Source organism: Modicisalibacter xianhensis (assembly GCF_900113605.1).
GTDB lineage: Bacteria > Pseudomonadota > Gammaproteobacteria > Pseudomonadales > Halomonadaceae > Modicisalibacter > Modicisalibacter xianhensis.
Genome location: NZ_FOPY01000003.1, coordinates 61518 through 75098, shown reverse-complemented (window position 1 = coordinate 75098; position 13581 = coordinate 61518). Strand labels below are relative to the sequence as shown.

The following is a 13581-nucleotide window of genomic DNA, read 5'->3' as shown; positions in this document are numbered from 1 at the left end:
TCCCCCTCGCCTGTCTACACTCCCCATCCATTGCAGCTGTTGTCCCACCTCTCCATTCGAGAGGCACAACATCCGAGGGACAACTTGAGAGTGTAGCTATTATTTTAAATAATCCTGGGCATATTGATGCACTTCAGGCGAAACCAGCATCTCGTCACGGCGCCACCAGCGATAATCGCTATGCTGTAACGCTGGCGGCACGAGATTGAACTCATCGGGCAGGAACATCGTATAGCCCAGCACGACATAATGCGTGTCAGGAGCCTTTCCTTCCGGGCCAAACACACTGTCGGGATAAAAATGCTCGTAGACTCCCATCAGCCTGGCCTGCCGGCGTGTAAATGATTGACCGAGTTCGTACTTGGTTATGCGCAGGAAGGCCTCGTCGAGTGGCTCGTTCTTCTGGATGCGCCCTCCCGGAACAAACCAGAATTCCTGTGCGGGGCGGTTCAGCCGCCGCCCCAGAAGGATTCGACCCTCCCGATTTCTTATCACGAGATCGATGGAAACCAATGGCGAGGACGCTATGACTGTCCGGAAAGTCTGCTCGCTGAGCCACATCAGATGACCTCTGCCAAAAAGCGTGTAAGTATCTTGTCCTTGTCGAGAAACTCCTGCGCATACCCCGTGGCGATCGTGTTCTTCTCGGGCATGGCCAGGGCGCGTTCGATACCTTCGACCAGCGCATCGACCGACTCGGGCTCGACGCGGACGGCAATGCCCGCATAATCGCTGCACAGCATGCCCAGGTTGGTTTCCGGATCGGCAGTAATCACGGCATTGCCGCCAACGGCCAGGATGTTGGTCAGCTTGGAAGGCAGCACGGCATCGGCAACGCCTACCTTCTGCACCACGAGATGACACTCGGCGGACGCCAGCAATTCCGGCAGCACGTCATAGGCCTGCAAGGGTGCAAAGACGACATTGTCGAGATCGTATTGCCTGGCGAGATCGACTAACCGGGCCTTGCCGGCGCCGTCACCGACGATGAGAAAGACGAGCTCGCTGCGCGTACGCAGGCGCCGGGCTGCCTCGATGACATTTTCCAGCCCCTGCTTCGCGCCGATGGTGCCGGAATACAGCAGCACCTTGCGTGCAGGGTCGACACCCAGCGACTCGAGCAAGGCCGGAGAGCGCTTGACGCCCTGAAAGCGGGAAATCTCGGACCAGTTGGGAAAGAAACATAACTTGTCCTTGGGTACGCCCTTCTGCTCCGCTCGTTGCAGCATGCTCACGGACACGGCGGATACCTTGTCGAAAGCCTTGAAGATGCTGCGCTCCAGCCAGTACGCCAGGCGCTTCAGCCCCTTGCCCCTGGCCATGCCCAACCCGAACATGGCGTCCACTTCGTAATCATGGATATGAATCACGGCCCTGGCCTTGCACAGCCTGGCGACCAGCAGGGCCTGCGGGGCGCAGAACAGGGTCGGTACCAGCAGGATGACCAGGTCCGGCTTCCAGCGCAGCTGGCTCAGGACCACGGGCATCGATGACAGCGAGAAGCTGGCCAGATGCAAGATGCGCTTCAAGGCACTGGGATTGGACGGCACATAAAGGGGGCAACGGGTGACCGTCACCCGGTCCTCCCGCTGCTTGTGCCACCAGCGCGTACTGTAGCCGGGCCAGACTTTCCAGTCAGGGTAATAGGGAGGCGCCGTCACCACCCGCACCTCATGTCCGCGCTCCGCCCACCAACGGGCCATTTCACCGCTATATTTGCCGATCCCGGTGAGCTCGGGACTGAAGTTAATGGCATGCAACATTATTTTCATGGCTTCGCTCGCTGTTGTGCTTGTTCTTTCGATACCACGCGTAGGTGGACCTGAGCCCCGTTTCTAGGGGGATACAAGCTGACCAGCCCAAGGCATTGAGACGCGACACATCCAATAATTTGCGAGGCGTCCCGTCCGGCTTGGTGGTATCGAAGACCAGCCGCCCCCGATAACCCGTGACGCGAGCCATGGTTTCAGCCAGCTCACGAATCGTGCAGTCCTTGCCGGTGCCGACATTGATGTGCGAACACATCGGCAAAGTACTGGAGCGGTAGGCCTCGCGGCTCATTTCCATGACGAAGATGCTGGCCTCGGCCATGTCGTCCACGTGCAAAAATTCGCGCTGCGGTGTGCCGCTCCCCCAAACCACCATTTCTTTGGCGCCCGCCTCGATGGCTTCGTGGAAACGGCGCATCAGCGCGGGAATGACATGGCTGTTGTCGGGATGAAAATTGTCTCCCGGGCCAAACAGGTTGGTCGGCATCACGCTACGGAAGTCCCGGTCGTGCTGGCGGTTGTAGCTTTCGCAGAGCTTGATGCCGGCAATCTTGGCAATGGCGTAGGGTTCGTTGGTGGGTTCCAGCGTCCCTGTCAGCAAGTCCTCTTCTCGCATCGGCTGGGGTGCATGCTTGGGGTAGATACACGACGAGCCCAGGAACAGCAGCCGCTCGACGTCCGACTCATGCGCAGCCTGAATGATGTTGAGCTCGATCCGAAGATTGTCGGTAATGAAATCGGCGGGATAGGTATTGTTGGCCAATATGCCGCCGACCTTGGCCGCCGCCAGGTAGACGTGATCGATACGCTGCCGCTGGAAGAAGGCCCGTACCGCCGCCTGATCGGTCAGATCAAGCTCTTCGCGTGTTGCCGTGACGATGTGCCGATAGCCCTTCTCGCTCAACTGGCGGACGAGCGATGAGCCCACCATGCCGCGATGCCCCGCCACGAATACGCACTTGTTTCGAAAGTCGCCCATACTCAGCCCTCCACAGCGATCGGCATGTAATGGCCGTGTCGCTTGAGAAACGCATGTCGCTGAGCCACCTTGAGATCTTCCTTGACCATTTCCGCGCAGAGTTGCTGCACGGTGATTTCCGGTACCCACCCCAGCTTTTCACGGGCCTGGCTCGGATCGCCCAGCAGGGTTTCCACCTCGGCGGGTCGAAAATAGCGCGGATCGACCCGGACAATGACATCGCCGACCCTGACGCCGGGGGCCTTGTCGCCCACGACGGCCTCGACGACGGCTCGCTCCTTGATCCCGACATTCTCGAAGCGCAGCGTGATGCCAAGTTCCGCGGCCGCCCAGACAATGAATTCGCGCACGGAGTACTGCACGCCGGTAGCAATCACGAAATCGTCGGGATGAGGCTGCTGCAGCATCATCCATTGCATGCGGACGTAATCCTTGGCATGCCCCCAGTCCCTCAGCGAATCCATGTTGCCCATGTACAGGCACGCTTCCAGCCCCTGAGCAATATTCGCCAAGCCGCGGGTAATCTTGCGGGTCACGAAGGTTTCGCCGCGCCGCGGCGACTCATGGTTGAAGAGAATGCCGTTGCAGGCATACATGCCGTAGGCTTCGCGGTAATTGACGGTGATCCAGTAGGCGTAGAGCTTGGCTACCGCATAGGGCGAGCGCGGATAGAACGGGGTCGTCTCGCGCTGCGGAATTTCCTGCACCAAGCCATACAATTCCGATGTCGAGGCCTGATAGAAGCGAGTCTTCTTCTCCAAGCCAAGAATACGAATGGACTCGAGTAGTCGCAGCGTGCCGAGTCCATCGACATCCGCCGTGTACTCCGGCGACTCGAAGCTGACAGCAACATGCGACTGCGCTCCCAGGTTATATACTTCGTCAGGCTGAACTTCCTGAAGGATGCGCGTCAGGTTGGAAGAATCCGTCAGATCCCCGTAATGAAGTACGAAGTTCTGATCTTTTATATGCGGGTCCTGGTAGATATGGTCGATTCGCTGAGTATTGAAAGATGAAGCACGGCGCTTGATACCATGAACCTCATAACCTTTTTCCAGAAGAAACTCGGCGAGATATGACCCATCCTGTCCGGAAATCCCGGTAATCAACGCTCTCTTTTCCATGATAAATCTCCTTCACTTCCTTATGCTTAGGATGGCATCGGAAACGCAATAGATGGATGGCTTTCAGGACTTGGCAGCAACCGGGCTTTCTACGTTTTTCTTGTTATTCACTAACCGGTCCTGATAAAAGGCCAGATATCTGTTAGCCACTGTTATTTCATCAAACTCTTCAATTACCTTGTTTCTCGCGTTTTCACACAACTCGCTATGTTTCTTGTTGAGAATGACCCAGCGAATCCCCTCCGCCAGGCTTGCCGGGTCGCAGGGCGACGCCAGAAACCCCGTCTTGAGATGCTCGACCATGTCCCCGTTGCCACCGATATCGAAGCAGACGACGGGCGTGCCGCACGCCAGCGATTCCATGATGGCGTTGGACAGGTTCTCCTGCAGGGACGGCACCACCATGACGTCCGCCGCGCTGTAGATCGCCTGCAGCTGCCGGTCATCGCCGATATTGCCCAGGTAATGTATGGGCATGGGAATGTCCGGTTTACGGTCAGGCTCGTCGCTGCCAAAGACGCTGACCTCCACGTCCGTGGTGCGGATATCGAGCTGCTGCAGTGCCTGGACAAGCTGCGTATAGCCCTTGCGTGAATCGTCCGTGGCAGACATGGCCCCGAAGAGGATCAGCTTCTTGTCCAGTGGCAGGTTGAGCCGTTCCCTGGCCTGGCGCTTGTCGAGCGGGGCAAAAACATTGGTGTTGATGGGGTTGGGCAGGTTCACCTTGGGCACGTCGCCCAGGGCCCTGGAGCGAGCGGCCTGGCGCAGCATCCAGCGGCTCAGGCCAATAATCGTCAGGTCGCGTTTCTGGCTGGCCAGCGCCAGCTTGCGCTTGACGATGTCGCGACTGAGATCGTCTCGTCCACGGCTCTTAAGCAAGGGACAATGCCCACATCCCTCGACGAAACGCGCGCATTCCTGATCGTAATGGCAGCCACCGGTAAACGCCCACATATCGTGCAGCGACCAGACGACCGGCTTGGCGATTCTCGCGATATCCTCGATGGACAGGCCACCGCCATGCAGCCAATGGATATGGACAATATCCGCGTCGGAGGCATTGATGCTCTCGACCAACGTGCTGTTGTCCGGCCTTCCTGCCGAAAACATGATTTTCGACCTGGCTTTCAGGGCTCCCGGCAATCGATCCTTGGCTACCCGGAACAGGTAACTGGCTTTTTCCCAAGGGCGCATGTGCCTGTTGTAAACACTGCGATAATCCACTTCCACACCAACGAGCGGCAGTGCCTTGGCAAGCCGTAACGCCGCCCTTGCCGCGCCCCCTTTGTCGTAATACGAATTCAGCATCAATATTTTCATGTCATCCCTGACCACTGTTGTCGTGTCGTTCCGGTGCTACTAACTTCCGTCAGGCCTTGCTGCCGCCTACCGGCCTCATGACGTTTCTGAGCAAGAGGAAAAAGCCAGGGAACTGGCTGCGCGCCAGATGTTTGGTCAATGGATAACAGGTCTTGAGATTCATGTTGGCCAAGGCAAAACCCAGCGATAGCGGCAGTTCGCTCTGCACCCTGTCCTGCACGGCCAGGGCCTGGCGATGACGGCGCGACAACAGGCCTGCATGCTTGTCGAGAAACTGGTGATAGCCGGCACTGACCTTGGCAGGATTGCTGATTCGCCCTAGCTCATGGCCGACATGCCAGAGATACGTGCATTTCTCTATCTTGTAGCCAGCCCCGAACTCTCGGGTCAGTCGCACCCACAGGTCATAGTCCTGCCAGGACACAAAATGCTCATCGAACCCGCCTACGGCCTTCAAGTACTCCGTACGGGTAAACACCTGGTTACCCGCAATATTCGAGTGCAGAAGCTTATCGAGCGTGATCTCGCCATGCGTCTCGATCGACTCGAACGACGACGTGCCGTCATCGACGATCTTGCCGGCGCTCAGGTAGGCGTACTGGTCCAGTTGCCGGCTGTCGAGAAAGACCCGCAAGCGCTCAGGCATGAACTCGTCGTCGTCGTCCAGCCCGGTGATGTAGGTGCCCTCCGCGGCCCCGATCATCCGGTTGCGGGCATGGCAGGCGCCACGGGACTCGGGCTCGTTGAAGAACACCAGATCCGAGAAGCGCTGCCGGTAGCGGTTGATCACCGAAAGCACCCTGGGCTTGTTTTCGGCGCTGGAACCGTCATCGCAGACCAACACCTGAAATGCCTTGTGCTGCTGCTTGACGAGGGACTCCAGCGCCCGCTCCAGGAATTCCGGCCGATTACGCGTCGGAATGTACACACTGACTGTTTTCATCGGACACCTTGTGAAGGGTTCGGCTTCCCTGCCGGTCAGGCTCACTCGTCCATCGGGTGCTTACTTGTACGCATAGTTGTAATAGCCGTACCCGTAAGCGGTGGCAGCCTTGCGTTCCATGGCATTGAGAATCGCCCCCTTGACCTTGACGCCCGCCGTTTCCAGGCGACGCCGTGCCAGATCGATTTCCTTGACGGAGTTGATCTGGAAACGCGCCACCAGCAGCGTGGTGCTCACATGCTTGCCAATGATGGCGGCGTCGGTGACGGCCAGGATGGGAGGTGAGTCGATGATCACCAGGTCATAGTGCTGATCGACGAACTCCAGCAGCTCCGTAAAGCGCGGCGTGTCGAGCAGTTCGGCCGGGTTGGGGGGCGCGGCGCCACGTGCGATGTAGTGCAGGTAATCCATGCCATCGGCGATACGGATCATGTCCTGCACCGGCTGGCGATCGCTGAGAATATCGCTGAGGCCGCCATCGGGGCGTGTGCCGAAGACACTGTGCAGATGTCCCTTGCGCATGTCGCCGTCGATGATCAGCACCCGCTGTCCCGCCTGGGCACAGACTGCCGCCAGGTTGACCGTCACGAAGCTCTTGCCGATGCCCGGGCTCGGCCCGGTCACGAGGATGCGATTGTCCGCACTATCCAGCATCGCGAAGTGCAGGCTGGTTCTCAGGCCGCGCAGCGCCTCGACCGAGACATCCGTGGGATTGCGCTTGGCCAGGAGTCCCGCCGTGATCGTGTCGTTTCGCCCGTTCTCGCGACGGATAAAGCGATTGAGCTTCTGTTGATCTTCGGACAGCGGCACGGTGGCATAGACCGGCATGTCGAGATGCTCGAGTTCATCGGGCGTTTCGATACCCCGGTTGAGTGCCGCATGCAGCAGCACACCGCCGACCGACACCATGCCACCCAGCATGGTCGCAACCAGCACGATGAACTTCTTGCCGGGCGCGACCGGCTCCGGATAGACCTCGGCCATGTCGAGGATACGCACGTTACCGACCGTACTGGCTTCGGCAATCTGCATCTCCTGCACCTTGTTGCGCAGGGCGACGTAGATTTCCTGGTTCACTTCCACGTCACGCTGCATGCGCAGGATTTCCTGCTGGGTCTGCGGTAGGCTGTTGACCTTGCTTTCCAGGTTGGCCTTTTCCTTGTTCAGCTGGCTCTTCTTCTCCAGCAAGGCAGCGTAGGTCGGATGACTGGGCGTGAACCGCCGGGAAATTTCCGCCTCGGCAAACTGCAGCTCATTCAACTGGGACTCGAGGTTGACCATTCGCTCGAGGATCGAGCTGGTTTCCATCGACAGGTCGACGCTATCGCGCTCGGTCCGGTAAGTATTGAGCTTGTCCTCGGCTGCACGCAGTTCGTCATGGACGGCCGGTACCTGGCTATCCAGGAAGTCGAGACTCTTGCGGGCCTCTTCCGACTGCCGCTGAATGTTCTGGGCGACATAGATATCGGCGACGGTACTTAGCGTCGTCATGGCCTGCTCGGAGTCGGCCCCGGTCAGCATCCAGCTGAGAATGCCGGTCTCCTGGCCGCGCTCGGTGATGACCAGGCTCTCGCGCAGGTTGTTGATGGCCCGCAAGCGACGCAAATGCATGACCTCGAAGGTAGCGCCAGGCGGTGCATTGATTTCAGCGACCGTCAGGCCAACGTTGCCATTCAGGAATTCTTCGTCGACACCGACCCGCCCTTCCCCTACCGGCAGCTCGTCATGGATCAGCCGGTAGCGTTGGCTATCGAGTACCTGCAGGGTAAATGCCTTGTCCAGGTACTCGTCGGAGACCGGCATGGCCTTGACGTCGATGGACTCACCCGCCCAGATATAGCCCCAGTCGAACGAGAATTCGGGCAACTCGACTCCCAGCCAGTCCAGCATGCCGCTGACCACCGGCAGGCTGGCTACCTTGGCATGGTTCCAGTCGGTCACGAAGGTCGGCCGCTCGACACCATGGCGGTTGAGAAAGCCCCCGACCAGCGGCACCTGCTTGGGCTCCACTACCAGGTCGAGGTTGAGAATGTCCACGGCACGCCCCAGCACCATGCGTGAACGAATGATCTCGATTTCTGACTCGGAAGGCGGCTCCTTGCCGAGCAGGCTGGTGACTTCGTTGAGCGGGTTGACGTTCTGCTGGTCGTCCTCGATCTGCACCAGAGCATCGGCCTGGTAGATCGGAGTGGCGAGCAGCGCATAAATGACGCCAATGATGGCAAACAGCGAGGTGATGGAGATGATCACCCACTTATGATCGATCAGGATACCGAGCGTACGAGTGAAATCGATATCGCCGTTTTCCTGAGTCAAACGATTGGAAGACGGTAGTTGTTTCATGAGCGTTACCAGAGAGACGAGGCGAAATGATTGAGAACCCATGCGGGGTAAGCTGACCCCCGCATGGCGTTTCCCCTTGGGCCCTCAGGCCCGCCGTGATGAATCGATCCGGTTCAGGATCAGAGGTCGCGAATGTTCTCGTTGACTTCCGTCGCTTCGTAGATCGTGGTCAGAGACGGCAGCAGGAGTCTCAGGACACGGTTCCAGCGAGCCAATGGTGCAGCCGTGACGTAAACCACGTCGGTGGGCTCGAGCATGAACTGCGACCCGAGCACGAACGCCGCGGCATTGCTGGCATCCAACTGGTAGACCGTGGCGTAGGTATCGCTGGCAGCCGGGTTGCGACGTATCACGAAGATGCCCGAGGCATTGGCGCTGTCTTCATCCATGCCACCCGCCTGCGAGATGGCGGCTGTCAACGAGAGGCGGGTATTGCCCATGGCGAACGAGGCCTGCTCGTTGACCTGGCCCATGACGAAGATCTGCTGGTTGCCGACTTCCGGCACATGCACGACATCGCCATTGCGGAGCAACAGGTTCTGATTCAGGTCGCCGTAGACCAGCATGTCGTAGACCGAGAGGGAGGTATCGGTGCCATCCCGCGAGAGAACGACATCACGCCAGTTGGCCAGGTCGGTCAGGCCACCCGCCTGACTGATGGCGTCCAGTACACGCAGAGGCACGTTGGTGATCGGGAGTTGTCCCGGCGTGTTCACCTGCCCTGTCACGTATGCCTTCTGTGAGTTGTAGGCGGCCACCTTGACGTCCACCTGCGGCTCGGCAATATAGTCCGCCAAGCGGCGCTGGATCTCGTTGCGCACGTCGTGCACGGTGCGTCCTACCACCTTCACCTTGCCGACATAGGGATAAAAGATAGTGCCGTCGGAGTGCACGACGTTGCCCGACTCCGCTGCACTGCGTTCGCTACCGGCAGGGATTGTCAATTCGGGATGGTCGTATACGATGATGTTCAGCACATCGCCACGGCCTATGTAGTAGTCATAATCGGGCAGCGGCTTCCCGGGTCGGTTATCGGTATCGCCCCCCATGGCGATAGCCGCAGACTCACGAGTTCGGGCATTCATCTCTTGAATCAGTTCAAGCGTGATCGGTTTGACATCGACCTTGACGTCGCTCAGCGGATCGCTTTCAGCATCGTAATCGATGTGGCCCCCCGGGGCCGCTGCACAGGCGGACAGCCCCATCGCCAGCAGAATCCCCGCCGCAGGCCGGCCCCAACGTGTGCGGTGTACCCATAGACGTGTCAGCATTTTTATTCGCTCTCATTCCAATAAGAAGGATGGCAATGCAAGCAGGCCAATCGCGGTACCGCTTGCCTTGCCCAGCAAGGCTTATCCGTAAGCCGTCTGGATAAGTCCCGTACTCTGCACCTGTAGTCACAGGCGTCTTTTATGTTTCCCGCTTATCAAGGCAAGTTTTCTTGCCGTTGTTCCGTTCCCTTGTTGTTTTCCACGCTACCGCCCGGAGGTTACTTGGCGCTCCCTCAAGGCCACATAGCGACAGACCACCAGCCGGTTACTTTGTAAACGAATTGAAAACCTGACCGGTCACACCGATAAGCTAGAACAAACAATGGCAGTTTGTAAGAACGTGATTTACTTATTTTTATTTTTGGTTACTAATCACTATCACCATAATATCTTCATTACTGACGGACTAATGCGTGCCGCGGGCTTTTTTAATTCTACGTGATTTTCAAGGTGTGCTACTGACACTAGGCTAATTCCTCTTAGTTAATTGCCATGCTCGCTCCCGCTCGTTGGCTCAGCCGTATCCATTGCTCAGCGATTATCAACAACCCATTGAAATTAAATGGGTTATCAGTGTGAGCAATGCCCTGACGACAGCCTCACCACAGCGATTCATGAACGGCAGATGGCGAAACCACCTATTTCCAGATGGTTTTTTCTCAACCTTGCCCCGTATGGCACTTCATGTTTTCCATGTCGCGCATGTTCCCCAACTGACAGATACTCGAAAAAAGTAATGGGAAGCTTAAGCAGTTAATTCCATGGCTGTTCCAGGGCTCCGCACACCCGCTTGAAAAGCACAAACCAATACAAAGCAAGCTCATAAAAATAATGCATACAGATAAAATATAAACTTGGCCTGTAAAAATACTTACTCTTAACGAGATGGGGCACCCCTCTTTTTTTCTCGCTTATCTAAAACGATGGCTTATACTTGGTAATGAGATTCTTCCTTACCAAGTACGGTTATCATTTCGTGAATTCCATGACCCAAGCCACGTCATGAAAGTACCTCTTGGCTACATTGAAAGGAAATGTATCAGAAGCAATGTAAGAGATATCTCACAAAACAACGAGCAGAAAGCGCATCACAATGTATCTTTACGCTAATTACACTTAACAATGTGAATTTCAGTTCTGGCAAGTACTGCCTGAAGGAGACGGCAGAAATGCCGTCCCAGGGATGGGGCCCTCCACCAGGCCAGGATGAAGTCACACTGGCCCTGCCTCGAGAGGCAGGCTCCAGGAAAAAAAGATTAAGTTCTGTCTGAAAATCGGCGAGCGATAGCCAGACAAGGCAAAAATTGACGAAAGCGCGGAGTTTACATGGGTAAATGAGCATCTTGAGTCGATTTTTAACGCTGTATGGTTGAGCGCAGACATTTTTCAGACAGAACGTAGATCGGGCCAGACCGTGGCTCAGCCTATCAAGGACACCAGAATAAGGAGATACCCGTTGGCTCCAACCTATCGAGTCGCCGCCGCCAATCGCCGCGTCGACCCCAACCGCACAGTCGATACCTGGTTGATCATCGAGGATGACGACGGCGCGATACACAACACCCAAGAAACCTTCGCCAGCTACCAGAAGGCACTGCACCGCGCAGAAGTCTTGAATCGGCAATGTGCTGCCGAACGGCTTCAGGCGCTATATTGACCCCGATCCCATGCCAGGCAGTCCCGTCCCGACGCCCCGCTGTGCGACCGGGCCTGCCTGCCCCTTGGTTGCCACTTGGCCCACTTGATACAATGGACGCCCTACCAGGTAATGACGGCGGAGTTGGGCATGTCCCAGTTCGTTAACCACTGGGTAACCAGCTCCCTGGGCTTGGGATCAGGTTTGGGTTTAAGCCTGGCCTTGGCATTGCGCACTTCCATCAGCTGTCTTGAAAGTTCACGATAACTGCTGGAAGACGTGAAAGACTCAGCCGCCATTTTCGATCCATAGATACTGATGTGCCCGTTCTCGTCATAATTGAAGGGAATATTCTCCGCCGTGACCTCCGAAGGCAGGCCATCGACGTTGAATAACGCTTCCCGGTCTATGTAGACGACATTGTCGTATTGCTCGGCGAAGGCCTCGACGGCCCTGTTCGCCTCGACGGCCTCGGCATCGCCGGTCTTGGCAAAATGGCTGATATCGAAGTCGATGTTGAAGAGCATGCTACGTGCATAGATGTTCTTCACGTTGACATCGAAATAGGTCGGGGTCGGCATGACGATAACCAACCGGGTCCGCTGGGCAGCATAGGCAATGGCATCGTAGACGCCCTGCATCTGGTTCGAAGTATAGATATTGCGCCACGAGCCTGACAGCACCACGAAATCGTAGTCCGACACGTTCTCGAGGAAGTACTGCCTATTGATCAAGCACTGATCGTAGCTTCTGGTGGACGAATCACCATAGATGACATCGTTCGTGCTGGGATAGCACCAGTTTGTCGTTACGGAGTTGATTTCGGCCGAGATGTCCTTGCCTACCCGGTCCCAGAACGGCCCATAGTGCCCGGCGAAGGAATCCCCGAATAATAACCCCTTGAGTGGCGCCCCACTCTCCCCTCGCACACAGTGCAGCCCTTCGCTTCCTACCGCGAGGTTTTCATCGGAGTTGACGTCGTAGAAACACCAACCGTTGTTCATGCGCGGCAGGTCGAGCCTTCCCATCGCTGCATAGAAATCCTCGCTCATGCGCTGCGACACCCCGTTGGAGACAATGATTGCCATGCCAAACACAGCCGCTGCCGTAGTCGGCACACCGATATGCAACAGAGGGCGGGATGAGTGAAATGCGCGAGCAGGCCGCGAGCGCCGCTGACGAGCCATGTTCTCTATGAAGCGATAGGAGAGATAGCCGAGCAGGATCGATGCCGCGATACCCAGTACCGTCCATGCCGCCTCGCCACCCAGGCCAAAATAATTGATCCAGACGACCACTGGCCAATGCCACAGGTAGACCGAATAGGAGGTTTTACCCAGAAACGTCGACACAGAATTGGAGGTGACGATCGAATCCTGCCGGGCTTGCAGGATGATCAAGGCCGTGCCCAGCACAGGTAACACAGCAAGTGCCCCTGGCCAGTCCAGTTGCGAACTGAAGAACATCGCGCTGAACAAGATCAGGCCGATGCCGACCCATTCCCAACTGACCTTGTCGGTGTGCATGCGGCGCAAGGGAAACAAGAATACCAATGCCCCGGCCAGCATCTCCCATGCCCGGGTAGGCAGCAGGAAGTAGGCATGAATCGACCAGCGGCTGGAGGCATAGACCGAGATCGCCAACGAGAGCATGGCGGCAGCCAGGATGAACCAGCGCAACTTGTCGATGGGTACGAACAGGCGCAAGGCGACAAGCGCCAGCGGATAGAGCAGATAGAATTGCCATTCAACGGAGAGCGACCAGGTATGCAGCAGCCACTTTTCATGAGCGGCCTGCTCGAAATACCCCGCCTCCTGGGAATACAAAAAATTCGACACGAAGGCCAAGCTGCCTAGCACCTGCTTTCCCAGTTCCACGTAGTTGACAGGCAACAGCAGCGCCCAGCCGACCAGAAGCACAACAAAGCACAGACAAGCGAGCGCGGGCACGATTCGGCGTGCCCGGTCGAGATAGAAACCTAGAATGGTAAATGTCTCTTTGCGCATTCTTGAAAAAATGATTCCAGTCATTAAATAGCCTGAAATCACAAAGAACACATCGACGCCGATGAATCCTCCCTGGAAGCCCGGCACACCGAAATGGAACAGCACGACAAGCGCGACTGCGATTGCCCTGAGGCCGTTGATATCTCTCCTGAATTCCATGGAACATACCCCTGTAACACGCCACCACCAC

10 protein-coding genes are annotated in these 13581 nt (G+C 57.0%); 1 reads left to right on the top strand and 9 read right to left on the bottom strand.

Going from position 1 to position 13581, the window contains the following annotated elements:
• Positions 1 to 99: 99 nt before the first annotated feature.
• The 8 genes from BM194_RS03840 to BM194_RS03805 form a co-directional block, all read right to left on the bottom strand.
• On the bottom strand, positions 100 to 561 hold the full coding sequence (locus BM194_RS03840; RefSeq protein ID WP_092843840.1) for a GDP-mannose mannosyl hydrolase: 462 nt from the start codon (positions 559 to 561) through the stop codon (positions 100 to 102).
• Positions 561 to 1772, bottom strand: a complete 1212-nt coding sequence (locus BM194_RS03835; protein WP_092843838.1) for a glycosyltransferase WbuB — start codon at positions 1770 to 1772, stop codon at positions 561 to 563. Before BM194_RS03835 ends, BM194_RS03840 begins: the two co-directional genes overlap by 1 nt.
• Positions 1747 to 2748, bottom strand: coding sequence for a GDP-L-fucose synthase (gene fcl / locus BM194_RS03830; protein WP_092843836.1), 1002 nt, complete (start codon positions 2746 to 2748; stop codon positions 1747 to 1749). Before fcl ends, BM194_RS03835 begins: the two co-directional genes overlap by 26 nt.
• Positions 2749 to 2750: 2 nt before the next feature.
• A complete protein-coding gene (gene gmd, locus BM194_RS03825) occupies positions 2751 to 3872 on the bottom strand; it encodes a GDP-mannose 4,6-dehydratase (protein WP_092843834.1) in 1122 nt (373 codons plus the stop codon).
• A 63-nt stretch (positions 3873 to 3935) separates the two neighbouring features.
• On the bottom strand, positions 3936 to 5180 hold the full coding sequence (locus tag BM194_RS03820) for a glycosyltransferase family 4 protein (protein WP_218155355.1): 1245 nt from the start codon (positions 5178 to 5180) through the stop codon (positions 3936 to 3938).
• Between the two features lie 61 nt (positions 5181 to 5241).
• Positions 5242 to 6135, bottom strand: coding sequence for a glycosyltransferase (locus BM194_RS03815; RefSeq protein ID WP_092843830.1), 894 nt, complete (start codon positions 6133 to 6135; stop codon positions 5242 to 5244).
• 60 nt (positions 6136 to 6195) lie between these two features.
• The gene (locus tag BM194_RS03810; RefSeq protein WP_092843828.1) at positions 6196 to 8478 is read right to left on the bottom strand and encodes a polysaccharide biosynthesis tyrosine autokinase; all 2283 of its coding nucleotides are present in this window, start codon (positions 8476 to 8478) and stop codon (positions 6196 to 6198) included.
• A 119-nt stretch (positions 8479 to 8597) separates the two neighbouring features.
• Entirely contained in the window at positions 8598 to 9749 is a 1152-nt protein-coding gene (locus BM194_RS03805; RefSeq protein WP_092843826.1) for a polysaccharide export protein, read from the bottom strand.
• A gap of 1456 nt (positions 9750 to 11205) precedes the next feature.
• Between BM194_RS03805 and BM194_RS03800 the strand changes: the two genes are divergently transcribed.
• Positions 11206 to 11406, top strand: a complete 201-nt coding sequence (locus BM194_RS03800) for a hypothetical protein (protein WP_092843824.1) — start codon at positions 11206 to 11208, stop codon at positions 11404 to 11406.
• Positions 11407 to 11507: 101 nt separating this feature from the next.
• Here the strand turns inward: BM194_RS03800 and BM194_RS03795 are convergent, their stop codons facing one another.
• On the bottom strand, positions 11508 to 13550 hold the full coding sequence (locus BM194_RS03795) for an acyltransferase family protein (protein ID WP_092843822.1): 2043 nt from the start codon (positions 13548 to 13550) through the stop codon (positions 11508 to 11510).
• Positions 13551 to 13581 lie beyond the last annotated feature (31 nt).